A 21205-nucleotide genomic window follows, 5' to 3' on the forward strand; every position below is an offset into this window, starting at 1 on the left:
ACATGCCCAGAGCTGCCTCTAATATTACTGTATAGCCGTGCCAACAAGCACGTCGCACAACATGCATAGATAAGGATGTAGCCCTCATGAATTCTTTACTTGGCAGCCATTTTCGTAAAATTCTTGGAGTGGCTATCGCCATTCTGCTATTGATTTACCTCAGCTATGCCAGCCTTGTCTTTGGCGTGATTGACACCAGCTGGCAAACCGCCCTCGATGCCTATACCAACTTCAACGGAACAAACGAGCATATTGTCATTAAGGAAGTTCGGGTGCCCCGTGTCCTGAATGCGCTTACGGTCGGTTTTTGTCTCGGCCTCGCCGGTACCCTGCTTCAATCGTTGACGAGAAACCCTGTGGCAGATGTAGAACTGTTTGGACTGAACGCAGGTGCTTCTCTCTTTGTCGTTTTTGCCGTTACGTTTGTCGGGATCAGCTCGCTCACGGAATTCACCTGGATTTCCTTTTTCGGAGCAGCGGTTGCCGGATTCATCGTCTACCTGCTCGGCTCGTTCGGCAGGGATGGACTTACCCCCGTCAAGCTGGTGCTCGCCGGTGCAGCGATTACGGCCTTGGCTGCGTCCATCCGCCACGCCATGATGGTGCTCAACGAAAAAGCCGCTGATGAGGTGCTGTTCTGGCTGGCCGGTTCTGTCGGCGGAAGAAAGCTGGAGTATTTGGCCACTGTCTTCCCTTATATGGTCATTGCCTGGATCGCCGCTTTCCTCCTCGCCCGCCCCATCCAAACCCTGCTCATGGGGGACGATGTAGCCAAAGGTCTCGGGCAGCGCACCTTGCTCGTCAAGCTCTCTACCGGTGCCGTGATTGTGCTGCTTTCCGGCTGCTCCGTAGCCGTAGCTGGTCCCATCGGTTTCGTCGGACTGGTTACGCCTCACCTAGCCCGCTATCTGGTCGGAATCGAGACGCATTGGGTGCTTCTGTACAGCGGACTGCTCGGCTCGATCCTTCTGCTTGTGGCCGATATCGGCGCCCGATTCATCGCCATGCCTGCGGAAGTGCCTATTGGCGTCATGACCGCCCTGATTGGTGTTCCGTTCTTCATCTATGTCGCACGAAAGGGGCTGGACAAGGAATGAAACCACACCTGCCTCTGCGCTTTAGCAAACGTGTTTCTTTTCAGCTACACAAAAAGACGCTGCTGTATTCGACCATTGCTCTGCTGATTGCCCTGGCTGTGACTGTCGTCAGTCTGGGGATGGGCGAAATGAAAATTGCGCCGCTGGACGTCGTCAAAGTCTTTCTCGGTACCGGTTCGGAAGGAGATGCACTGATTGTTCAGCAATTCCGCCTTCCGCGCATTCTGGTTGCCATTCTCGTGGGAGCAGCCCTGGCTGCGGCGGGCGCCATCATGCAAGGAATTATTCGCAATCCGCTCGCTTCGCCGGACGTTCTCGGGGTAGCCGGAGGCGCTTCCGTTGCGGCGGTTGGCTTTTTGCTCGTATTTGAAACAGCCAGCATCAAATGGCTGCCTCCGACCGCGTTTTTGGGGGCGCTTGCGGCCACGTTTCTGCTGTACGCCCTGGCGTGGAAAAAAGGCGTCACCCCGCTGCGTCTCGTCATGATCGGCGTCGGAATCAAAATCGCGGCAAGTGCGCTTGTCACCATTCTGATTCTGTTCAGCCCGTTTTTGCTGCAAAATAAAGCTTTACTCTGGCTGACGGGGAGCATCTACGGTGTCGACTGGAACGATGTATTCATGATTCTGCCATGGGTCGTCACCCTGATCGCAGTCGCTGCCGTTCTCGCCAGAAGAGTCAACATCCAGCAGCTCGGCGATGATGTCGCGACGAGCCTGGGAAGCGCGCTGCAATGGGATCGTTTTCTCCTGCTCATGATTTGCGCCGCTTTGACGGGGACGGCCGTGTCCGTCGGAGGCGACATCAGCTTCGTCGCCTTGCTCGCTCCGCATATTGCCAAACAGCTGGTCGGACCGTCTTTTGGCGGCGCCCTCCCGCTATCGGCGTTCCTTGGGGCTATCATCGTACTGGCTGCTGATTTGATCGCGCGCATGGCCTTTTCTCCGATTGAAGTGCCTGTCGGAGTCTTCACCTCGTTGATCGGCGCTCCGTTTTTCATCTATCTGCTGTACAAAAATCGAAATCGCTAGCGAAAGGAGTCCTGCCTCATGCAAGCTTTGGAGACCCGCAGTCTAACCTTGTCTTACGGGGAACGCAACATCATCGAAGCGCTCAACCTGAATATTCCGCGTGGAAAAATCACGGTTTTCATCGGCAGTAATGGCAGCGGCAAATCGACGCTGCTGCGCTCCCTGGCTCGCCTGCTGAAACCGAAAGAAGGTGCCATTTTGCTTGAGGGGGAATCCATCGCCAAGCGGTCTACGAAGGAAGTAGCAAGACGTCTGGCTATTCTCCCGCAAGGCCCGACTGCACCGGAAGGCTTGACGGTTCATCAGTTGGTCAAACAGGGACGCTACCCTTATCAAAACTGGCTGCAGCAATGGTCAGAGGAAGACGAACAAATGGTCATGAAAGCACTGGCCGCCACCCAGCTCACGGATATGGCCAACCATTCTGTCGACAGTCTCTCCGGAGGCCAGCGCCAACGTGCCTGGATCGCCATGACGCTGGCGCAAGGAACCGAAACGATTCTGCTCGATGAACCGACTACGTATCTGGATATGTCGCATCAGATCGAGATTCTGGACCTGTTGTATGAACTGAATGAAACGGAACAACGAACCATCGTCATGGTCCTCCACGACTTGAATCTGGCTTGCCGGTACGCGCATCATATCGTCGCTGTACACAACCAGACAGTCGTGGCAGAAGGAGCGCCGGAAGAGGTCCTGACGACCGACCTTGTCCGCACCGTATTTGATATGGACTGCCAGATCACACTGGACCCGCTGTACGGCACGCCAATGTGCATCCCTTACAGCAAATGCCGGATCGGAACGGGCCGCATGAAGTCAAAAGTCAAAGAAGTCGTGATGTCGTAACCGGCAGCCACGCTGCAAGGACGGAGCCTCTCGCATAGGCTCCGTCCTTTTTAGGCAACAGGCACAAGATCCGCAGATGCCTATTGCCCGCATCTCCCATAGTATGTAGTAACAACATCCAGTGCCAGGCAAAAGGAGGGAGCCGTCTTGCCAAAACTGCTACGGGAACAATACGTTCGCCTGCCCAAAGTATACGATTGGGTACTTGTGACCAGCTACTCCCGCTTGCGGCTCCCTGTCCCTGAGCCTTTTCGCCCTTCTCTGCACGCCGCGTTGCGTAACGGCCAGCCACTTTCCGTCCAATGTCTGCCTCCCGACCACCCTTGCTCCTGCCAGCCTGTCTCCTGCCGCCTGCTTCCTCAACTGCGACAGGCTACCTACCTGGCAGACAGCCAGCCCATGCCCCTCTCGATTGCCCGTTTCGTCATCGAAGCAACGCTCAGCGTCCTCTTTTTCGCTACGGGTGATTTGCTGTTCGAGCTTCCCGTACCGCTCGCTCTGGATGAACACGTCGCGCTGAGTCTGCCGCCGCCTTTGGACCACACCAACATTACCTACCGGATCGCCGCTGCCGAATGCCGTCCGAACCCCGCGCTGTTGCCGCATACGGGAGCCGTGGAGCTTGATGTCTTCGCCTGCCTGGAGATTCTCGTCGAGGCCCCTGTCGTCCTGGAAGTAATGGGCCGGATGTGTACACCGCGCCCGGATTCCATCCCTGTCCCCGCTCGCAAGCTCCCGCTGGACTGCTCCCCTTTTCGCTTGCCGCCCCATTGTCGCAGACTGCACTAGCCAAAAAACCATGCAAACGAACAAAGCGGCACCTGCGCCTCTTTACATCTGCGCAGGTGCCGCTCTTCCAGCGGGCTGATGGCCTTATTTTTTCAGGTTGTAGAATGCAGCGCGTCCGCCAAAACGGGAGGTGTCCGCCAGTTCGTCCTCGATGCGCAGCAATTGGTTGTACTTCGCTACGCGGTCGGTACGGGAAGGCGCCCCTGTCTTGATTTGTCCCGCATTGGTAGCGACCGCGATATCGGAGATGGTGGAGTCCTCGGTTTCGCCGGAGCGGTGGGAAATTACCGCTGTGTAGCCGGCGCGCTTCGCCATTTCGATCGCTTCAAACGTCTCTGTCAGGGTACCGATCTGGTTTACCTTGACCAGGATGGAGTTGCCTGTGGAAGACTCGATACCGCGCGCCAGGCGCTCGGTGTTGGTCACGAACAGGTCGTCGCCCACGAGCTGTACTTTGCTGCCCAGCTTGTCAGTCAGCGCTTTCCAGCCATCCCAGTCGTCTTCGGACAAGCCGTCTTCGATGGAGATGATCGGGTATTTGCTTACCAGGTCTTCGTAGAACGCGATCATTTCTTCGGTTGTTTTGACCACGCCTTCGCCTTCGAAGTGGTATTTGCCGTCCTTGAACATTTCGGTCGCCGCTACGTCCAGTGCGAGGAACACGTCTTTGCCCGGCTCGTAGCCAGCAGCCTTGATCGCATCCAGGATGGTCGTGATCGCTTCTTCGTTGGATTTCAGGTTTGGCGCAAAGCCGCCCTCATCGCCAACAGCTGTGCTCAGTCCTTTGTCATGCAGCACTTTTTTCAGGGAGTGGAAAATTTCCGCGCCCATGCGCAGCGCTTCCTTGAAGGACTCTGCGCCTACTGGCATCACCATGAACTCCTGAATGTCTACGGTGTTGTCAGCGTGCTTGCCGCCGTTTAAGATGTTCATCATCGGAACTGGCAGCGTTCTGGCGTTGAAGCCGCCCAGGTAGTTGTAGAGAGGCACTCCGAGAGAGTCAGCCGCCGCGCGTGCGACCGCCATGGAGACGCCGAGGATCGCGTTTGCGCCCAGCTTGCTTTTGTTTGGCGTACCGTCGAGCTGAATCATCGCCATGTCGATGCCGACTTGATCCAGAGCGTCCATGCCGATCAACTCAGGCGCAATGATTTCGTTGACGTTTTCGACGGCTTTCAGAACGCCTTTGCCCAGGTAGCGGGATTTGTCCCCGTCGCGAAGCTCTACCGCTTCATAAGCGCCTGTGGACGCCCCGGATGGAACCGCTGCCCGACCCATCGAACCGTCTTCGAGATAGACTTCCACTTCCACGGTCGGATTACCGCGGGAGTCCATAATTTCGCGTGCATAAATGTCAGTAATCATTGCCATTTCACGATCCATCTCCTTTTCGTATGCGAGTTGCCCCGCCCCTATTCGTCTGGCGTCTAGTCACTTAACAGTGTGTCCTAGAGCGAGCTATTTTGCAAGTAACGATTTTCCTGTCATCTCTATCGGCTGTTCTACTCCCAACAGTTCGAGCAAGGTCGGGGCCAAATCGGCCAAAATGCCGTCCTCCCTGAGCTTCTCGCCTGCTTTGGTCACGATCACAGGTACGGGATAAGTGCTGTGCGAGGTGATCGGACGCCCCTCCTCATCCAGCATCAGATCGGCATTGCCGTGGTCGGCTGTAATGATCGCTACGCCGCCTTTGGCGAGAACCGCATCGACCACGCGCCCCAGGCACGCATCAACGGTTTCCACCGCTTTGATCGTCGGCTCCATTTTGCCGGAGTGACCGACCATGTCGCAGTTGGCAAAGTTGAGAATGATCGCATCGAAGTTCTCCGCTTCAATCTCCTTGACAACCGCATCGGTAACCGCAGGAGCGCTCATCTCCGGCTGCAGGTCATAGGTTGCCACTTTTGGCGAAGGAATCAGGATGCGCGTCTCCCCGGGAAACTCCTGCTCGCGCCCGCCGCTAAAGAAAAAGGTCACGTGCGGATATTTCTCCGTCTCGGCGATGCGCAGTTGCTTCAATCCGTGCTGCGAAAGCACTTCTCCCAAGGTATTGTCCAGATTGGACGGCTTGTAGGCCACATACCCGTTCACCGTCTCGGAAAAGTGGGTCAGGCAGACGAAGTGCAGATCGCGCGGACGTCCCTCGCCGCGATCAAAACCGCGGAAGTCCTCATTTGTAAAGGCTTGCGAGATTTGGATCGCACGGTCTGGACGGAAGTTGTAAAAGATAATGGCATCGCCGTTTTCGATCTTCGCCACCGGCTTGCCGTCCTCGCCCACAATCACAGTCGGCATGACAAACTCGTCCATGATCGACTTTTCATAGGATTCTTTGACCGCCTGGATCGGATCACGGTAGGCGGGCGCATCCGCATACACCATGGCGCGGTACGCCTTTTCGATGCGCTCCCAGCGCTTGTCCCGGTCCATCGCATAGTAGCGGCCCTGCACGGTTGCGATTTTGCCTACGCCGATTTCCGCCATTTTTGCTTGCAGCTGTTCAATGTAGCCAACCGCGCTGTCCGGCGATACGTCGCGGCCATCGAGAAAGCCGTGAATGTAGACGCGGTCAAAGTTTTGCCGCTTGGCCAGCTCCAAAATCGCATACAGATGCTCGATATGGCTGTGTACGCCTCCATCGGACAAAAGGCCGAACAGGTGGAGCTGCTTGTTGTTTTGCTTCGCATGCTCGAAGGCAGCTACCAGCGTTTCGTTTTCAAAAAAGGCGCCTTCGCGAATCGACTTGGTGATCCGGGTCAAATCCTGATAGACGACACGGCCTGCCCCGATGTTCAGATGTCCTACCTCGGAATTCCCCATTTGCCCTTCCGGCAATCCGACAGCCAGTCCGCTCGCTTCCAGCGTAGCGTGGGGGTACTCATTCCAGTAACGGTCGAAGTTCGGTTTGTTCGCTTGCGCTACCGCGTTGCCATACGTTTCGTTACGCAAGGCAAAGCCATCCAGAATCACCAGCGCTACCGGTTTTGGTCGTTGTGCCATCTGTTTCTCCTCCTCCTATCGCTTGGCCGCACCTGCCACGAGCTGCAAGTAGCTGTCCGCAGCCAGGCTCGCTCCGCCGACCAGCGCACCGTCGATATCCGGCTGCGCCATGTAGCTGGCGATGTTTTCCGGCTTGACGCTGCCGCCGTACTGAATGCGCACGGCTTCCGCTGTCGCCTGGCCGAAGCGCTCTGCGACCACGCTGCGGATCAACGCAATCGTCTCGTTGGCATCCTCGGCAGTCGAGGACTTGCCTGTGCCAATCGCCCAGATCGGTTCGTAGGCGATGATGCTTGTCGCCACCTGCTCGGCTGTCAGGCCCGCAAACGCCCCTTCTGTCTGCGTGCGCACCACTTGAGCGGTCTCGCCTGCTTCCCGCTGCTCCAGGCTTTCGCCGACACACACGATCGGCACCAGACCTGCGGCAAGCGCAGCGACGACTTTTTGATTCACGGTCTCATCTGTTTCGTTGAAGTATTGGCGACGCTCGGAATGGCCGAGAATCACGTACTCCACGCCGATTTCCTTCAGCATCGCCGCACTGATTTCCCCGGTGTATGCCCCCTGCTCGGCAAAATGCATGTTTTGCGCGCCAACGGCAATATCCGTGCCGGCAAACGCCTCTTTCAAGGCAGCCAAAGCTGTAAATGGCGCGCAAATGACTTTTTGAACGCCGGAAGTGCTGTTGCCGGCCTTGGCTTCTTCCGCAAACGCCTTCGCCTCGGCAATCGTCTTGAACATCTTCCAGTTCCCCGCGATAATTGGTGTCCGCATGCAAACTCCCCCGCTTTGCTCTTATTCGTGATCGGCCAACACGGCTACGCCCGGCAGCTCCTTGCCTTCCATAAACTCCAGCGACGCCCCGCCACCTGTAGAAATGTGGGTCATCTGCTCGGCTACGCCCGCTTTTTCCACGGCAGCCACGGAGTCTCCGCCGCCGATGATGGTCGTACCCGCGCACGCTGCCATCGCTTTGGCGACACCGATTGTCCCTTCTGCAAACGCATCCATTTCAAACACGCCCATCGGCCCGTTCCAGACAACCGTCTTGGACGCGACAATGACGCTCCGGTATTGTTCCACGGTTTTCGGCCCGATATCGAGCGCCATCCAGCCGTCCGGAATGGCATCAATGGAAACGACTTTTTTCTCCGCGTCAGCCGCAAAACGGTCTGCCACGACGACGTCGACTGGCATCAAAAGCTCGACGCCGCGCTCTTTGGCCTGCTCCATCAAGGTGCGGGCCAGATCGAGCTTGTCATCCTCGCACAGCGAAGCGCCGACGCCGTAGCCCTGCGCCTTGAGGAAGGTATTGGCCATGCCGCCGCCGATAATCAGGTGATCGACCTTGGTCAACAGATTCTCAATCACAGCAATTTTATCTTTTACTTTTGCGCCGCCGACGATGGCTGTAAACGGACGCTCCGGATTGGACAAGGCTCCGCCCAGGAAGCGAATTTCCTTTTCCATCAACAGCCCGGCTACAGCCGGAATGTAGCGGGCGATTCCCGCTGTGGAAGCGTGTGCCCGGTGAGCGGCCCCAAAAGCGTCATTGACAAACAGATCGGCCAGCGCCGCAAAGCTTTTTGCCAGTTCCGGATCGTTCTTTTCTTCTCCCGCATGGAAGCGCACGTTTTCGAGCAGGATCACGTCTCCGTTTTCCATGCGCGCAACGGCCGCTTCTACGTCTGCTCCTATGGAATCATCCAGCTTGCGCACTTCCTTGTCCAAGAGCGTAGAGAGGTGGGAAGCGACAGGAGTAAGACGCATCTCTTCCACTACTTGCCCCTTCGGACGGCCAAAATGGCTTGCCAGAATGACTTTGGCTCCTTTTTCCATCAGGAAACGGATAGTTGGCACGGCAGCGCGAATGCGCGTATCATCGGTGATGGTCCCGTCCTGCATCGGCACGTTAAAGTCGACACGGCAAAATACGCGCTTGCCTGCCAGCTCAACATCGCGGATAGATTTCTTGTTCATGAACGATCCTCCCAAATCATTGGCTTTTTATTCGGAAAAAACATATGGGAAAAGGGAGATTGCTCTCCCTTTTTCACAACAGTTCTATTTTACGTGTTACAAGCCGCGCTGTGCAACAAAATGACACAAGTCTACGACACGATTGGAATAACCCCACTCGTTATCGTACCAGGAAACGACTTTCACCATGTTTCCTTCCAGAACCATCGTGGACAGCGCATCGATTGTGGAGGACGCCGGATTGCCGTTGTAGTCGGAGGAGACGAGCGGAGCTTCGGAATAGCCCAGGATGTTCTTCATTGGACCCTCGGCCGCTTCCTTCAGCGCGTTGTTGATCTCTTCGACTGTCACATCGGTTTTCAGCTCGGCTACCAGGTCGACTACCGACACGTTTGGCGTTGGGACGCGCATCGCGAAGCCGTTCAGCTTGCCTTTCAGCTCAGGCAGCACGAGCGCCACCGCTTTGGCTGCGCCAGTGGAGGTCGGAATGATGTTCTCCGCAGCAGCGCGGGCACGGCGCAAGTCTTTGTGCGGCAGATCGAGAATTTGCTGGTCGTTGGTGTAGGAGTGTACGGTAGTCATCAGACCGCGTACGATTCCGAACTTGTCGTTCAGCACTTTGGCAAACGGCGCCAGGCAGTTGGTAGTGCAGGACGCGTTCGAGATGACCGTGTGCTTCGCCGGATCGTATTTGTCCTCGTTGACACCCATGACGATGGTAATGTCTTCGTTGGTAGCAGGAGCGGAAATGATGACTTTTTTCGCTCCGCCCTCCAGGTGCTTCGCCGCATCTTCGCGCTTGGTGAATCGGCCTGTAGACTCCACGACGATCTCGACACCGTAGTCGGCCCATTTCAGTTGGGCAGGATCGCGCTCAGCGAGAACCTTGATTTCTTTTCCGCCCACGATCAGCGTGTTTTCGCCCGCTTCTACAGGCAGGTCCAGCACACCGTGTACGGAGTCGTATTTGAGCAGATGAGCGAGCGTTTGCGCGTCAGTCAAATCATTTACGGCTACGATCTCTACATGCGGATTGTTGAGTGCTGCGCGGAACACGTTGCGACCAATTCGTCCAAAACCGTTAATCCCTACTTTTACCATAACAAAAACCTCCTGCTCGTTTAGCTAGCTTTATTCTTTGTGGCTATAAACCCACCTTCCGGCGAAAAGCCTCGGGTGGAGAGAATCGTAACAATCGGCAACACCACGCTGAAAAACACGAAAGGCAATGTCTGTACAGTCGGAACGCCGAGCGTCAAAGCCATCACCATCGACAGGCCGTTCCACGGGATCAGCACAGGCATGACAACCGTGGAGTCCAGCATCGTTTTGCCCAGCAGCTCGCGTCCGCCCGTCCATTGCGAGAACCGTTCGAGAAGCGTCGAGCCTAGCACCAGAATGGGAATCGTCTGGTTGCAGCTGATGATGACGACCAACAGGGACAAGGCTACCGCTTTGGCGACCAGTACCGTCGGATTTTTCGTACGGCCCATCCACTTGTCGACAATCGGCGCAAGGATGTGGGCCTGGTTCAAAATGCCGTTCAAAAAGCCTGCCAGGACAATCAGCAGCAGAACGTTCAATATGGCCACCATCCCGCCGCCGTGAACAAGCTGATCCAGCGCAGTGCCCGAGTGCAGCTCGTATCCGTACAGCATGGCGGAAAAAAACGTCTTGGCGTCAAGCTGTCCGTGAATGCCGACCATCACGGCACTGACCACGATTCCGTACAAAAGCGCGGTCACGGCCTTTACTCGCAGGGCGAAAGACCCGATCAGGACAATCAGCGGCAGCATGAGCAGCCAATGAATCGAAAAGTGACTGGTCAACAGCCCTTGATACATCTGAATCATCTCGCCGGAACCTGTCTGTGTGCGAAACAGATCCATGAGGAGAAACAGCACGGCGCATATGCCTGTCGCGAGCATGGCAGGACGCCTTGTTTGCCTGTCCTGTTCTTCCGTCATTCCGACATTGGCCAGGACGAGTAGCCGGCTGCTGGAAATCGGCGAAAACCGCTCTCCCACCATCGCTCCGGAGATCAACGCTCCACCGACAATCGCTGGCGAAATGCCTGCCGCATGGGCAATCCCCATCAGCGACAGGCCGATGGTACTCAAGGTGCCGACAGAGGTCCCCAGCAGATAACTGACCGCTCCTGTCAGCAAAAAGGAGAGAACAAACAAATAATCGACATTGACGATGGACAATCCGTAGTAAATGATCGCGGGTATGGTTCCGCCCATCATCAGAAGCGGGATCAGCACGCCCACCAAAAAGAGGATCATGAGAACCGGCTTCGTCTTCTTGACGCCTTCCCAGCCAAACCTGAACTGCTGCTTCAAGGAATAGCCCAGTTTGGTCACACTAACCAGTGTGACCAGGATCGCAAAAACAATCCCCTGCGCAATCGGAAAACCGAGTGACAAACTGAGTACAATTCCTGCCATCATCGCCAGAATGGGCATCCCCTGCGCCATAGACATACGATCAGCTTCCTTCCGTTACAATCGTGCGGACAACAAGGCTCTTGCAGCCCCTTCATCCGTAATGAGTACATTCTGACACGATTGTTTGGCAAAGGAAAGAATCGCTTTTGCCTTGCTTTCGCCCCCGGCTATGGAGAGCACGGTTTCCGCCTTGTGCACTTCCTCCAGTTGCAGCCCGATCGTCGGCATCCGGTGGACGATTTCGCCCGCTTCATTAAAGTAGTAGCCGAAGGACTCCGATACGGCTCCCGCTTTTGCCAGCTCCGCAAGCTCTTCCTCCGAGTAATTGCGGCGGCGAGCCATTGTGAGGGCGTCGCCGATGCCGTGCAGCACGATACGCGTATCGCGCAAAAGCGAGAGCACATCTTGCACCTGCGGCTCTTTGAGCAGCGTCTGCAAGGCATCCGGATGCAAGCGATCCGGCACGTGAAGCAGCCGGTAGGTGGCGCCGGTTTTTGCAGCCATGGCAGCGGCAAGCGAGTTGGCTTGCAGCTCCACTCGCTCGCCCAGGCCGCCGCGTGCGGGCACAAACTGCACATTTCTGAACGAAGCGGAAGGCGTCAGATGATGGGCAACGCTGGCGATGGAGGTGCCGCCTGTCACGGCGACGATGTCTCCCTCCCGCACGACCTGCTTCAGGACTCTCGCTCCGACGCGGCCCAGCTCCGCCTTGACCCACGGCGACTGGTCTGCGTCGCCCTGCACCACGATTACTTCCGGGATGCCGAGCTTCTTTTGCAGACCTTCTGCCAAGTCGGTAAGGCCAAACAGCTCGCCCACAAGCGGCTCCATGTCGTCCAGCACCTGCTGCCCCTCCTCGCTCAGATGCATCCCGGCAGCGGTAACCGTCAGCATCCCGGTCTCCTTCAACAGTTCGACCTCCGCCCGCAAAATACGTTCCGTCGTATTCATCGCTTGGGCCAGCCCTCTGCGCCCGATCGGCTGCAAGTGGTAGATCGACCGGAGCAACATGTACCTCTCGCGCAAGACCGGAATCAGGTCAGGCAGCAGCTTTTGCTGCAGTTCCAGTAATCGTCGCATGTACTTACATCCTTGGCTGTAAAATTGATCGGGACAAATTTCGTCCCGGTATATACATTTTTTGTCCCGATTGGTGCAAAAAAAAGATCGCTTGCTTACACCTTGAATGTAGCATATCGAGGAAAAACATGCAAGCTCCCCCTCGCCCATTCTTGGCAGGGAGAGCTTTTTCAACGCAACTGGCGCTTGCTGAACTCGGCGCGAAGCTCCTCGATGGTCACCACATGGGTAATCGAGCGAAACACAATTTCTCCTTGGATGGCGACAACCGGAATCACCAGCATCATTTCGGCGTGAAGCTGTTCATCGCTCTCAATGTCGATCACCTGCAACTGCAAGGGAAACTCCTCTGCCAAACAGCGGATCGCAAGCTCCACCTCGTCGCACAAATGGCATTTTTTCCGTCCGTACAGGACGACCTCAAGCTGCTTGTTATTCATGGTCGCTTAAAACCTCTTTCGCTTTGCCGAGGACGGGATCAGCATCTCTTCGCGGTACTTGGCGACCGTACGGCGAGAGATTTCGATTCCTTCTGCCAGCAGCAGTTCCCCCAGCTTCTGGTCGGACAGCGGTGCCTTGCGATCCTCCTGCTCAATCAACGCCTTGATTCTGCGCTTTACGCTCTCGGAGGACGTCACAGAGCCGCTGGAGGTCGTGAGCGCGGAGGTAAAGAAGTATTTCAGCTCAAAAATACCGCGTGGCGTCTGCACGTATTTGTTGCTGGTCGCCCGGCTGATCGTCGACTCGTGCAAGCCAACCCGTTCCGCGATTTCCTTTTGCGTCATCGGCTTCAAATAGTGGATGCCCCGGTCAAAAAAGTCGCGCTGCATGTCCACGATCGCCTGGGTGACGCGCATGAGCGTCAGTCGTCGCTGTTCCAGGCTTTTCGCCAGCCACATCGCTGCGTTGAGCTTGTCGTGGATAAACTGCTTCGCCTCTTCCTGACTTTTTGGCTGGCTGAGCATTTTCTCATAAAAGCTGTTGATTTTCAGGCGCGGCGCTGCCACATCGTTGACGAGAACCACGTACTCGCTGCCCACTTTCTCCACCGTCACGTCCGGGATGACGTATCTCGTCTCCGCCTGGGAGAACTGGGCGCCTGGCCTCGGGTTCAGCGTGCGGACCAAATCCGCCATCGTCTGCACGTCCTGCGGCGTACAGCCCACTTTGTCGGCAATGCGCTGGTACCGATTGTCAGCGAGGTCTTGCAGATGATGGCGCACGACCTGGACGATTTTTTCGTCATCGAGCGCCAGATGCTCCAACTGCAACAGCAAACATTCCTCCAGGCTGCGCGCCGCTACGCCGACCGGATCAAAATGCTGCAAGACCGACAGCACGTCCTCGATCTCCTGCACCCCGACTCCGAGATTTTTGCTCGCTTCCTCCAGCGTGATTTCCAGGTAGCCCTTTTCGTCCAGGTTTCCGATCAAAAACAGGGCAATTTGCCTTTGGCTGGACGAGAAGCCTTTCACGTAGCCCAGCTGCCGCTCCAGATGCTCATACAGGGTTTCGCTTCCTTGCTGCACGTAATCGAGCGGATTGTAAGTGCTTTCATTTTTGAGCGAAGAATAATCACCTGTCGCACGATTTCCGACAATTTCCTTCCAATCGATTTCCGGCGTCGGCTTTTCGGCTTTTGCCGTAGCCACTTCCCCTGCTACTTCCAGGTCGAATACAGGATTTTCATTGGCCTGATCCTGCAAATAGGAAATCAGATCAACGGCTGAGTATTGCAAGATCGTAATGGCCTGCCGCAATTCCGGCGTCATCACGAGTTTCAGCGTCTGTTCTTGGTACAGACCCAATCCCATGTTCATGAAGCTCGCCCCCTTCCCGCTGCTATTCGCTTCTCGCGAATGTCTCTTTAATTTTCATTATATTCGTTCTCCCTTGCAATTTTCCTGCCAATTTATGCAGAGCGTGTACAAAAAAATATATAGGCTGTTCTCTGTTCACACTCATGAAAAAAAATCTGCCAAAACCTCGCTTTTTCGTTTGCATTTTTCCCTCTGGATGTCTTATAATGAATACGTGTCAGCTATTATACTACACGCCTGTAGCTCAGTGGATAGAGCAATGGTCTCCGGAACCATGTGCGGGGGTTCGATTCCCTTCAGGCGTACCATAGGAAAAAAGACTGGATGCCTTCCAGTCTTTTTTCTGTTTACCGCTCAGTTTTCGGCCCCAAAAAGCTTGTACGAGCCGCGCCTGCACGAGCCGCCTCGCCGCAGGCTTGATTTTTCCCGCTTACGGATTCGGCTTTTGGTTCGTCCCGTCGTTTTCCGGCAGCGGATCGATCTGGTCCGGCTTTCGGGAATACGCTTTATTGGTAACCAAAATCGTGCCTCCGATAATCAAAATAAATGTAAGGACAAGAACAGCGATAAAACCCGTGCTCATGCATACACCCCCGCCAGTTTTTCCTCCCTCCATTATAGCCCATTTGTTCGGCCGTTTTGAACCTTTACCCGTTTGCCCATTCGCCATTCCCAGCGTATTCCACTTTATTCTGATTTTGACGATAGGAAAATACCGGCAACAACACGAATACTTATGTCTATCTCGACGCGAATCTCCAAATAATTGAACCGCAAGGCAGGATATCTATGACAGATCAGCTGAAGCCCACGTTCACGTGGAAAAAAAAGCAAACGCCGCGCCGCCTGACGAGTCTCCTCTGTCCCGATCAGATTTTGAAAGCCTTTTTTCACGATACGACCGATGCCATCTCCATCAGCAACATGGACAATCACATCGTTTTGGTGAACCAGGCGTTTGAGCAGTTTTACGGTTGGTCGCTGGAGGAGTTGGATGCATCTCCGTACTGTTTTATCCCGGATGAGCTCATCGGCGAAACAAGACAGCTGTTTGACGCTGTACGAAGCATGGGGGTTCATTTGACCAACTACGAGACGGTGCGAAAGCGCAAGGACGGAACGCACGTAGAAGTCACCTTGTCCGCAGCCCCGATCAGAGACGAAAGCGGAACGATTATTGCCGCCTCTTGCGTCACGCGCGATATTTCCGACCGTAAGCGGATGGAAAAAGCACTGCGCCAAACCGAAACCAAGTATCGGCTGCTGATTGACCATACCCAGGATATCGTGACGATTTTCAACGAGACGTTGCAGCGCATATACGTCTCCCCCTCCGTCGAGCAGCAGCTGGGCTACTCGCCTGCCGAACTCGTCTCGCCGGGCAGTCTGGAAATCACTCATCCTGAAGATATTCCGCTTTTTTTGGCCAAACAGCAAGAAGTTTTCCACACCAAGCAACCCGTTTTTCTCGAAATTCGTTCCCGGCATAAAAATGGCGGGTGGATCTCGTTTGAAACCCGCGGGATTCCCATGCTCCTGGAAGACGGGACAGTGAAAAACATCATGTTTGTGTCGCGCAACGTCACGGAACGAAAAGTATCCGAGGCTGCCCTGTCCCGCATCAAAAAGGAAAGCAAAATCATTGCCGAGCATACCGACGATTTGATTGTGATTACCGACCAGCACGGAGACATTCTGTACCTCTCGCCTTCGTACGAGCGGGTTACGGGGATGCGGCACTCCGGACAGATGTGCTTCCAATACGTTCACCCGGAGGACGTCGAGCGTGTCCGTGAGCAGTTTTACGATCTGCTTCAGACGCTGGAGCCCCGCACTTGCGAGTTTCGCTACCGGGGCGCGCAGGGCGACTGGATTGTACTGGAGGCAAAGGGAGCGCCGATCTTGACCGATTGCGGTGAGTGCGACGGCTTTATCATCGTGTCCCGCGACATTACCGAGCGGCGAAAAAACGAGCTGCTGCTACGCCAGGCGGAGAAGCTCTCGGTGATTGGCGAGCTGGCCGCGGGCATCGCTCACGAGATTCGCAATCCGCTGACTTCGCTGAAGGGGTTCATCCAGCTTTTGAAGCCCGCCTTGCGCGAGCATCATCTGTACGTGGAGATCATGCTCGCCGAGCTGGACCGCATCAACTTCATCGTCAGCGAACTGCTCGTCCTGGCCAAACCGCACAACGTCCAGATCAAATCCCTGTCGCTCGTCGCCTTGCTGGAAAACGTTCTGACCTTGCTCGCATCGGAAGCCAACCTGAAAAACATCCGGATCCACACATCCTTTGCCACTGATCCGATCATTGCCGGCGAAGAAAACCAACTGAAGCAGCTGTTCATCAACATCGTGAAAAATGCAATCGAAGCCATGAGCGGTCACGGGGAAATCTTGCTTGCCACCAGCGCGAAAAACGATCGCGAGGTACTGATTACGATTACGGACAACGGTTGCGGCATACCGGAGGAACTGATTCCGAAGCTGGGCGACCCCTTTTTCACCACCAAGGAGCATGGCACGGGCCTGGGACTGATGATTAGCCGCAAAATCATCAAGGACCACGAAGGCCACCTGGAAATCAGCAGCAAACCAATGGAAGGGACGACTGTCTCCATTACCCTCCCGATTGCTCGCGCCTCAAAAGAACGGTCCTGACAGGCGTCCAGCGTGCCAAGACCACGACCACCCGAAGAAACTGTCGCGCCCGCCAAGACAAAGCCCACCCAGGAGCGTCTAACTCGCTTGGGTGGGCTTATGTGTGCTGATCGCCGATCCTGTATGCGCAGGCTGCGATTTCGGTCGGCGAACGAATGCCGCTTTGGCCGGGCCTGGCGCCGGACGGAACAGGTTCCAAACGATCCGCTCCTGCCGACGGATTACTTCACTTCGCCGATGAAAACTTTTTGTCCGTTTTCGTATTTGTACACGTAGACGGACGCGAATTCGTTGTCGCCTTTGTCATTGAAGGTCACGTTGACGAATTTGCCTTTGTAGTCTTTCGTTTTGTGTACAGCTTCCAGCACTTGCTCACGGGTTGGCTTTTTGCCGCCGTTCGCCTTGATCGCTTCCTCCAGACCGTTGAGCATGACGCCCATGGAGTCGTAGCCAAAGGACGTGAAGATCCCCACTTTGTTGCCAGTCGATTTTTCGAAGTCTTCAATCCATTTCTTGCCTTCTTCTGTAGCGCCTACGTCACCGACAGTCGAGGTGAAGACGACGTTGTTCGCATTTTCAGCTCCGGCGATTTTCACCAGGTCAGCAGAGTCGTAGCCATCCCCGCCCATGAAGATGCCCTTGAAGCCTTTTTCGCGCGCTTGCTTCACGATGATGCCGGCATCGGAGTAGTAGCCGCCGAAGTAGATCATCTCCGGATTTTTCGACACGATCTGGTTGATGACCGCACTGTAATCTTTTTCGCCTGCGGTTACGCCTTCAAAGCCGACGACTTGCACGCCATCTGCTTCAAACTGCTTTCTCACTTCTTCCGCGAGACCTTGGCCGTAAGCCGCCTTGTCGTGCATGATGAACGCCGATTTGACCCCCAGCTGGTTTTTCGCAAAAATCGCTGCCTTGGAGCCTTGCTGGTCGTCACGCGCACAGATGCGGTGGACGATCTTTTTGCCTTGCTCCGTCAGGTCAGAGCCTGTGGCGGATGGAGATACCATCACGAGTTTTTCTTGATCGTATTGGGCAGCGGCAGTAATCGAGGCGCCAGTTGTTGCGTGGCCGACGACACCTACCACATCAGGGTTGGAAATCAGCATTTGGGCGACGGCTACCCCTTGCTTCGGATCAGCCTGGTCATCTTGGGCGGAAAGCTGTACATCAAAGCCGAGCGCTTTGAACGCCTCTTGTTTTTCCTTCAGGGCGTATTCGGCACCCGCTTTGGCCGTGCTTCCATAGTCGGAGTATTGGCCAGACATGGGACCTACCACGGCAATGACCAATTTCTCCGCCGCTCCGCTACCGGTGCTTCCTCCACCGTTGTTCGGTTGTGGCGCGCTAGATTGACCGCCACCGCAGCCGGCAAGCAATGTTCCCAAAGCTACCGTCGCTGCCAAAATGGACAGTGATTTCTGTTTTTTCATAGCAAAACATCCCCCTCTTTATTTACGTACAAACTATGAGTCACTCTTATATTGTAGGATATTTTAGAAAATTTGCAATAGAAACGATTATATTTCTCTCTCCCTATACCTTTCATCCATATGTTTGTTCAGTATATTTTCGAATAAACCAATAAAAACAGCCATCTCCCGCAAGAGTGGCTGTTTCATGGAAAATACTTGCTATTCTTTGTACTTATGGGAATACGCTTTGCACATAACGTATATGGCCACTCCCACAAAACCAACCAGCATCGCTACACTGGCAAACGTGGCTCCTTGCATGATGGGAAGTCTCCTCTCGCTTGCGCCTGCTTTTTCTCCATTATACGAGAAGCGCGAAGGCAATCACAACGGAGGAATCATCCAAGCGTTTTACGATTGGACCGCGGTTGTCAGCTTGTATGTGCGGGTTTTCGCCTCGTAGGTTACGTTGGCTCCCAGTTCCTTGGCGATATATACCAATGGCACCAGGACAGCTCCCGTGGTTGCGCGCGGCGGGTTCGGCACGCGGATTTCCTTGCCGTTTTTGTAAGCGAACGTGCTGTTTTGATACATGCGCAGACCGTACTTGTTATCTTTGGAAACCAGCAGCGATTTGGTCATGGTATCCCAGGCTGCTGCCCCGCCGAGTGCCAGTGCCAATGTACTTGCGTTGACATAGGCGACTCCGTTTTCGGTCACGATGTCCTGCGGAAACGCAAGCTCTTTGCCGTTCAGCTCCACTTTGATTTTCAGTTGTTGCTGTGCGGATGCCGGCTGGGCAAAAGCAGCGGTCGTTGCTATACTTCCGGTTACCAAAGCAGCTGTAAGCATCCATGCGGAAAACTTGCGAAGCATACAAAATCCCCCTCGACGATTATGAGATCACTTTCCATCTTTTATCAATTTCTACACTCGTTTGCTTTCTCCTCTTTTCATTCCAGCCTTTTCCTGTGCAAAAGACAGGCTCATAATGCCAAAACTATGGAAATCAGGCGTTCTATCCCGCGAACAAATGTTTTTGTGCACAACCTGTTGATAACATTGTGGATAACTTTAGCGGAACGGGGGAGCTCTCATGGCAAGCGATCGCTTTTTTCTGATTTACCAGGAAGCCAGCGATGAAGAATGTCTGCTGACCATCCAGCCATACAACAATCAGCAGGAGCTGGCAGAAGCCATCCATCACTTGTCGGCCAAGGAGGTGGAGGAATATACGATCATCAAGGGGAAAAAGATGAAGGCGACACTCAAGCTGTCCGTAGACCTGACGGAGGCGGAAGAAGCGGAAGAAGAATGAATGCTTTCCTTTTGCCATAGGTTTAGGGAGAGACGAAATGGCAAACATGGTAGGGAGGGCGTGCACTTATGTGTTTGACCTTCATTGACCTTTTGTGTATGATAAACTTACCAAAGAGAGGAGGAAGACGAGATGCACATGAATTTGATTCCAACTGTCATTGAACAGACCAACCGCGGTGAACGTGCTTACGATATTTATTCGCGTCTGCTCAAGGACCGCATCATCTTTCTGGGAACCCCGATCAACGACACGGTCGCCAACATTGTGGTAGCACAGCTGTTGTTCCTTCAGGCGGAGGACCCGGAGAAAGACATTCATCTGTACATAAACAGTCCTGGCGGCTCCATCACGGCCGGAATGGCGATTTACGATACGATGCACTTCATCAAGCCTGACGTTTCCACCATTTGTATCGGAATGGCCGCATCGATGGGGGCTTTCCTGCTGGCTGCCGGAACCAAAGGCAAGCGCTATGCGCTGCCAAACAGCGAAGTGATGATCCACCAGCCATTGGGCGGTGCGCAAGGTCAGGCAAGCGATATCGAGATCGCAGCCAAACGCATTTTGAAAATGCGCGACCACCTGAACACCATTCTGGCTGAACGTACAGGACAGCCGCTGGAGCGCATCCAACGGGATACGGATCGCGACAACTTCCTCTCTGCCCAAGAAGCGGTAGAGTACGGATTGATCGACAAAGTCATTACTTCCGAGCCTTCTTCGAAAAAATAAGCCCGCGTCAAAAAACACTCGTGCCACTGGAATTGCGGGCACGAGTGTTTTGGTACGGGCGCTTGTTGCGGCCTCGGCGGTACCGGGCGGCACGCCCCGATCCTGCACTGACAAAAACAGCCGTGCAAACGTCAGGACGTCCGTCCATCGGTTTTGCCCAGCTGTGCCTTTGTTTCTTTGGCCAGGGAAAACTCAGACTTCTTCCAGCTGGCTGACATACACAGTCAAACTGTTGCCGGGATTTTTTTCCTGATGAATGCGCGCCGTAGACGTCTTCTCGTCGACAGCGTCGATCCATACCGACTCGCCTTGATATTCTACCTTGATTTTCTCAGGAGAATAAAGAATCGCCTGCGCTCTTGTCAGATCCATCGGTTCTTCCCTCTTATCGCTCGTCGTCTAAGGCTTGCTGCGCGGAGCTTGCCCCTGTCATCGTATCCACGCTTGTTTCTTCGATCAGACCGTTCTGATCGGAAACGATCCCGCCGCCAAGTCCTTCATTGATCATCCGGTCGATGTCCATATCGTAGGCATCCCGGCCCTCGTTGCAGCTGTCCCGACACGTGTCACGATTGCTCATGAGTCATTCCTCCTTTTAGCGCTCTACATTGTTTAGCAATACCCTGAGCCCCGAAAATTGATGCATCCATGCAAAAAAAGACACCTCCCGATGAAGGGACAGTGTCTTTCGTCCATCGCTTTTCTATTCTTCCTTGCTTACCAGATTCGAGAGGCTCGAAACTGCCTGGGAGGCATCCGGGCCTTCTGCCGAGATGGTAATCTCCGTTCCCGAGCTGATGGCAAGGCTCATGATACCCATGATACTTTTCGCGTTCACCTTTTTGTTGCCTTTTTCGACAAATACTTCCGATACAAAACGGTTGGCCTCCTGCACGAAAAAGGCAGCCGGACGAGCTTGCAAACCGGTCTTCAACTGAACGACAACCTGCTGCTGAACCATGAATGGACCTCCTTAC

At 54.7% G+C, this 21205-nt stretch carries 21 protein-coding genes, 1 tRNA gene and 1 pseudogene; 8 read left to right on the forward strand and 15 right to left on the reverse strand.

Translation table 11 applies throughout. The features are described 5' to 3' along the window. Positions 1 to 86 precede the first annotated feature (86 nt). The 4 genes from ACTHO6_RS19195 (at position 87) to ACTHO6_RS19210 (ending at position 3769) form a co-directional block, all read left to right on the forward strand. Positions 87 to 1097: a FecCD family ABC transporter permease gene (locus ACTHO6_RS19195; RefSeq protein WP_440243273.1), complete on the forward strand. Its 1011-nt coding sequence runs from the start codon at positions 87 to 89 to the stop codon at positions 1095 to 1097. After that, complete coding sequence (locus tag ACTHO6_RS19200) at positions 1094 to 2128, forward strand: FecCD family ABC transporter permease (RefSeq protein WP_440243274.1); 1035 nt, start codon at positions 1094 to 1096, stop codon at positions 2126 to 2128. Before ACTHO6_RS19195 ends, ACTHO6_RS19200 begins: the two co-directional genes overlap by 4 nt. 18 nt (positions 2129 to 2146) lie before the next feature. Beyond that, positions 2147 to 2980, forward strand: coding sequence for an ABC transporter ATP-binding protein (locus ACTHO6_RS19205; RefSeq protein WP_440243275.1), 834 nt, complete (start codon positions 2147 to 2149; stop codon positions 2978 to 2980). A 147-nt stretch (positions 2981 to 3127) separates the two neighbouring features. After that, on the forward strand, positions 3128 to 3769 hold the full coding sequence (locus ACTHO6_RS19210) for a hypothetical protein (protein WP_440243276.1): 642 nt from the start codon (positions 3128 to 3130) through the stop codon (positions 3767 to 3769). Positions 3770 to 3853: 84 nt separating this feature from the next. On the opposite strand, the gene eno is transcribed toward ACTHO6_RS19210, so the two are convergent. The 9 genes from eno to rpoN all read right to left on the reverse strand — a co-directional run bounded on the left by eno (position 3854) and on the right by rpoN (position 14099). Next, positions 3854 to 5140 carry a phosphopyruvate hydratase gene (eno, locus tag ACTHO6_RS19215; protein ID WP_440243277.1) on the reverse strand — a complete coding sequence of 429 codons (1287 nt, stop codon included), beginning with the start codon at positions 5138 to 5140 and terminating at the stop codon, positions 3854 to 3856. A gap of 87 nt (positions 5141 to 5227) precedes the next feature. Then, positions 5228 to 6769, reverse strand: a complete 1542-nt coding sequence (gene gpmI / locus ACTHO6_RS19220; RefSeq protein WP_440243278.1) for a 2,3-bisphosphoglycerate-independent phosphoglycerate mutase — start codon at positions 6767 to 6769, stop codon at positions 5228 to 5230. 15 nt (positions 6770 to 6784) lie between these two features. Beyond that, positions 6785 to 7543 carry a triose-phosphate isomerase gene (gene tpiA / locus ACTHO6_RS19225; RefSeq protein WP_440243279.1) on the reverse strand — a complete coding sequence of 253 codons (759 nt, stop codon included), beginning with the start codon at positions 7541 to 7543 and terminating at the stop codon, positions 6785 to 6787. Positions 7544 to 7564: 21 nt separating this feature from the next. Further along, positions 7565 to 8749, reverse strand: a complete 1185-nt coding sequence (locus tag ACTHO6_RS19230) for a phosphoglycerate kinase (RefSeq protein ID WP_440243280.1) — start codon at positions 8747 to 8749, stop codon at positions 7565 to 7567. A 96-nt stretch (positions 8750 to 8845) separates the two neighbouring features. Further along, positions 8846 to 9850 (reverse strand): type I glyceraldehyde-3-phosphate dehydrogenase, encoded by a 1005-nt coding sequence (gene gap / locus ACTHO6_RS19235; protein WP_440243281.1) that lies wholly within the window; start codon positions 9848 to 9850, stop codon positions 8846 to 8848. Between the two features lie 20 nt (positions 9851 to 9870). Next, entirely contained in the window at positions 9871 to 11235 is a 1365-nt protein-coding gene (locus tag ACTHO6_RS19240; RefSeq protein ID WP_440243282.1) for a Na+/H+ antiporter NhaC family protein, read from the reverse strand. Between the two features lie 18 nt (positions 11236 to 11253). Beyond that, the gene (locus ACTHO6_RS19245; protein ID WP_440243283.1) at positions 11254 to 12279 is read right to left on the reverse strand and encodes a sugar-binding transcriptional regulator; all 1026 of its coding nucleotides are present in this window, start codon (positions 12277 to 12279) and stop codon (positions 11254 to 11256) included. 170 nt (positions 12280 to 12449) lie between these two features. Continuing rightward, complete coding sequence (locus ACTHO6_RS19250; RefSeq protein WP_440243284.1) at positions 12450 to 12719, reverse strand: glutaredoxin family protein; 270 nt, start codon at positions 12717 to 12719, stop codon at positions 12450 to 12452. 6 nt (positions 12720 to 12725) lie between these two features. Continuing rightward, a complete protein-coding gene (gene rpoN, locus ACTHO6_RS19255) occupies positions 12726 to 14099 on the reverse strand; it encodes an RNA polymerase factor sigma-54 (RefSeq protein ID WP_440243286.1) in 1374 nt (457 codons plus the stop codon). A 233-nt stretch (positions 14100 to 14332) separates the two neighbouring features. Between rpoN and ACTHO6_RS19260 the strand changes: the two genes are divergently transcribed. Then, a tRNA-Arg gene (locus ACTHO6_RS19260) sits at positions 14333 to 14407 on the forward strand. Between the two features lie 122 nt (positions 14408 to 14529). Here the strand turns inward: ACTHO6_RS19260 and ACTHO6_RS19265 are convergent. Then, positions 14530 to 14682: a hypothetical protein gene (locus ACTHO6_RS19265; RefSeq protein ID WP_440243287.1), complete on the reverse strand. Its 153-nt coding sequence runs from the start codon at positions 14680 to 14682 to the stop codon at positions 14530 to 14532. A 206-nt stretch (positions 14683 to 14888) separates the two neighbouring features. Between ACTHO6_RS19265 and ACTHO6_RS19270 the strand changes: the two genes are divergently transcribed. Then, positions 14889 to 16760, forward strand: a complete 1872-nt coding sequence (locus ACTHO6_RS19270) for a PAS domain S-box protein (RefSeq protein WP_440243289.1) — start codon at positions 14889 to 14891, stop codon at positions 16758 to 16760. A 221-nt stretch (positions 16761 to 16981) separates the two neighbouring features. On the opposite strand, the gene ACTHO6_RS19275 is transcribed toward ACTHO6_RS19270, so the two are convergent. Both ACTHO6_RS19275 and ACTHO6_RS19280 read right to left on the reverse strand, forming a co-directional pair. Further along, positions 16982 to 18193 (reverse strand): branched-chain amino acid ABC transporter substrate-binding protein, encoded by a 1212-nt coding sequence (locus ACTHO6_RS19275; protein WP_440243290.1) that lies wholly within the window; start codon positions 18191 to 18193, stop codon positions 16982 to 16984. Positions 18194 to 18586: 393 nt separating this feature from the next. Beyond that, positions 18587 to 19051 carry a copper amine oxidase N-terminal domain-containing protein gene (locus ACTHO6_RS19280; protein ID WP_440243292.1) on the reverse strand — a complete coding sequence of 155 codons (465 nt, stop codon included), beginning with the start codon at positions 19049 to 19051 and terminating at the stop codon, positions 18587 to 18589. A gap of 220 nt (positions 19052 to 19271) precedes the next feature. On the opposite strand from ACTHO6_RS19280, the gene ACTHO6_RS19285 reads away from it, so the two are divergent. Beyond that, the gene (locus ACTHO6_RS19285; RefSeq protein WP_440243293.1) at positions 19272 to 19493 is read left to right on the forward strand and encodes a hypothetical protein; all 222 of its coding nucleotides are present in this window, start codon (positions 19272 to 19274) and stop codon (positions 19491 to 19493) included. Between the two features lie 129 nt (positions 19494 to 19622). Then, a pseudogene (gene clpP, locus ACTHO6_RS19290) lies at positions 19623 to 20228 on the forward strand (ATP-dependent Clp endopeptidase proteolytic subunit ClpP); the annotation flags it as partial. 192 nt (positions 20229 to 20420) lie between these two features. On the opposite strand, the gene ACTHO6_RS19295 reads toward clpP, so the two are convergent. From ACTHO6_RS19295 to ACTHO6_RS19305, 3 genes are all read right to left on the reverse strand, one after another. Further along, the gene (locus tag ACTHO6_RS19295) at positions 20421 to 20600 is read right to left on the reverse strand and encodes an H-type small acid-soluble spore protein (protein WP_440243294.1); all 180 of its coding nucleotides are present in this window, start codon (positions 20598 to 20600) and stop codon (positions 20421 to 20423) included. 13 nt (positions 20601 to 20613) lie between these two features. Beyond that, a complete protein-coding gene (locus ACTHO6_RS19300; RefSeq protein ID WP_005826908.1) occupies positions 20614 to 20808 on the reverse strand; it encodes a hypothetical protein in 195 nt (64 codons plus the stop codon). Between the two features lie 123 nt (positions 20809 to 20931). Next, on the reverse strand, positions 20932 to 21189 hold the full coding sequence (locus tag ACTHO6_RS19305) for an HPr family phosphocarrier protein (RefSeq protein ID WP_440243295.1): 258 nt from the start codon (positions 21187 to 21189) through the stop codon (positions 20932 to 20934). Positions 21190 to 21205: the final 16 nt, after the last annotated feature.

This window comes from Brevibacillus sp. SAFN-007a (assembly GCF_051967035.1).
Lineage (GTDB): Bacteria > Bacillota > Bacilli > Brevibacillales > Brevibacillaceae > Brevibacillus.

Coding starts and splice junctions, on each gene's coding strand:
- ACTHO6_RS19195 (WP_440243273.1), top strand. CDS start 87: ATGAATTCTTTACTTGGCAGCCATTTTCGTAAAATTCTTGGAGTGGCT.
- ACTHO6_RS19200 (WP_440243274.1), top strand. CDS start 1,094: ATGAAACCACACCTGCCTCTGCGCTTTAGCAAACGTGTTTCTTTTCAG.
- ACTHO6_RS19205 (WP_440243275.1), top strand. CDS start 2,147: ATGCAAGCTTTGGAGACCCGCAGTCTAACCTTGTCTTACGGGGAACGC.
- eno (WP_440243277.1), bottom strand. CDS start 5,140: ATGGCAATGATTACTGACATTTATGCACGCGAAATTATGGACTCCCGC.
- gpmI (WP_440243278.1), bottom strand. CDS start 6,769: ATGGCACAACGACCAAAACCGGTAGCGCTGGTGATTCTGGATGGCTTT.
- tpiA (WP_440243279.1), bottom strand. CDS start 7,543: ATGCGGACACCAATTATCGCGGGGAACTGGAAGATGTTCAAGACGATT.
- ACTHO6_RS19230 (WP_440243280.1), bottom strand. CDS start 8,749: ATGAACAAGAAATCTATCCGCGATGTTGAGCTGGCAGGCAAGCGCGTA.
- gap (WP_440243281.1), bottom strand. CDS start 9,850: ATGGTAAAAGTAGGGATTAACGGTTTTGGACGAATTGGTCGCAACGTG.
- ACTHO6_RS19240 (WP_440243282.1), bottom strand. CDS start 11,235: ATGTCTATGGCGCAGGGGATGCCCATTCTGGCGATGATGGCAGGAATT.
- ACTHO6_RS19245 (WP_440243283.1), bottom strand. CDS start 12,279: ATGCGACGATTACTGGAACTGCAGCAAAAGCTGCTGCCTGACCTGATT.
- ACTHO6_RS19250 (WP_440243284.1), bottom strand. CDS start 12,719: ATGAATAACAAGCAGCTTGAGGTCGTCCTGTACGGACGGAAAAAATGC.
- rpoN (WP_440243286.1), bottom strand. CDS start 14,099: ATGAACATGGGATTGGGTCTGTACCAAGAACAGACGCTGAAACTCGTG.
- ACTHO6_RS19265 (WP_440243287.1), bottom strand. CDS start 14,682: ATGAGCACGGGTTTTATCGCTGTTCTTGTCCTTACATTTATTTTGATT.
- ACTHO6_RS19270 (WP_440243289.1), top strand. CDS start 14,889: ATGACAGATCAGCTGAAGCCCACGTTCACGTGGAAAAAAAAGCAAACG.
- ACTHO6_RS19275 (WP_440243290.1), bottom strand. CDS start 18,193: ATGAAAAAACAGAAATCACTGTCCATTTTGGCAGCGACGGTAGCTTTG.
- ACTHO6_RS19280 (WP_440243292.1), bottom strand. CDS start 19,051: ATGCTTCGCAAGTTTTCCGCATGGATGCTTACAGCTGCTTTGGTAACC.
- ACTHO6_RS19285 (WP_440243293.1), top strand. CDS start 19,272: ATGGCAAGCGATCGCTTTTTTCTGATTTACCAGGAAGCCAGCGATGAA.
- ACTHO6_RS19295 (WP_440243294.1), bottom strand. CDS start 20,600: ATGGATCTGACAAGAGCGCAGGCGATTCTTTATTCTCCTGAGAAAATC.
- ACTHO6_RS19300 (WP_005826908.1), bottom strand. CDS start 20,808: ATGAGCAATCGTGACACGTGTCGGGACAGCTGCAACGAGGGCCGGGAT.
- ACTHO6_RS19305 (WP_440243295.1), bottom strand. CDS start 21,189: ATGGTTCAGCAGCAGGTTGTCGTTCAGTTGAAGACCGGTTTGCAAGCT.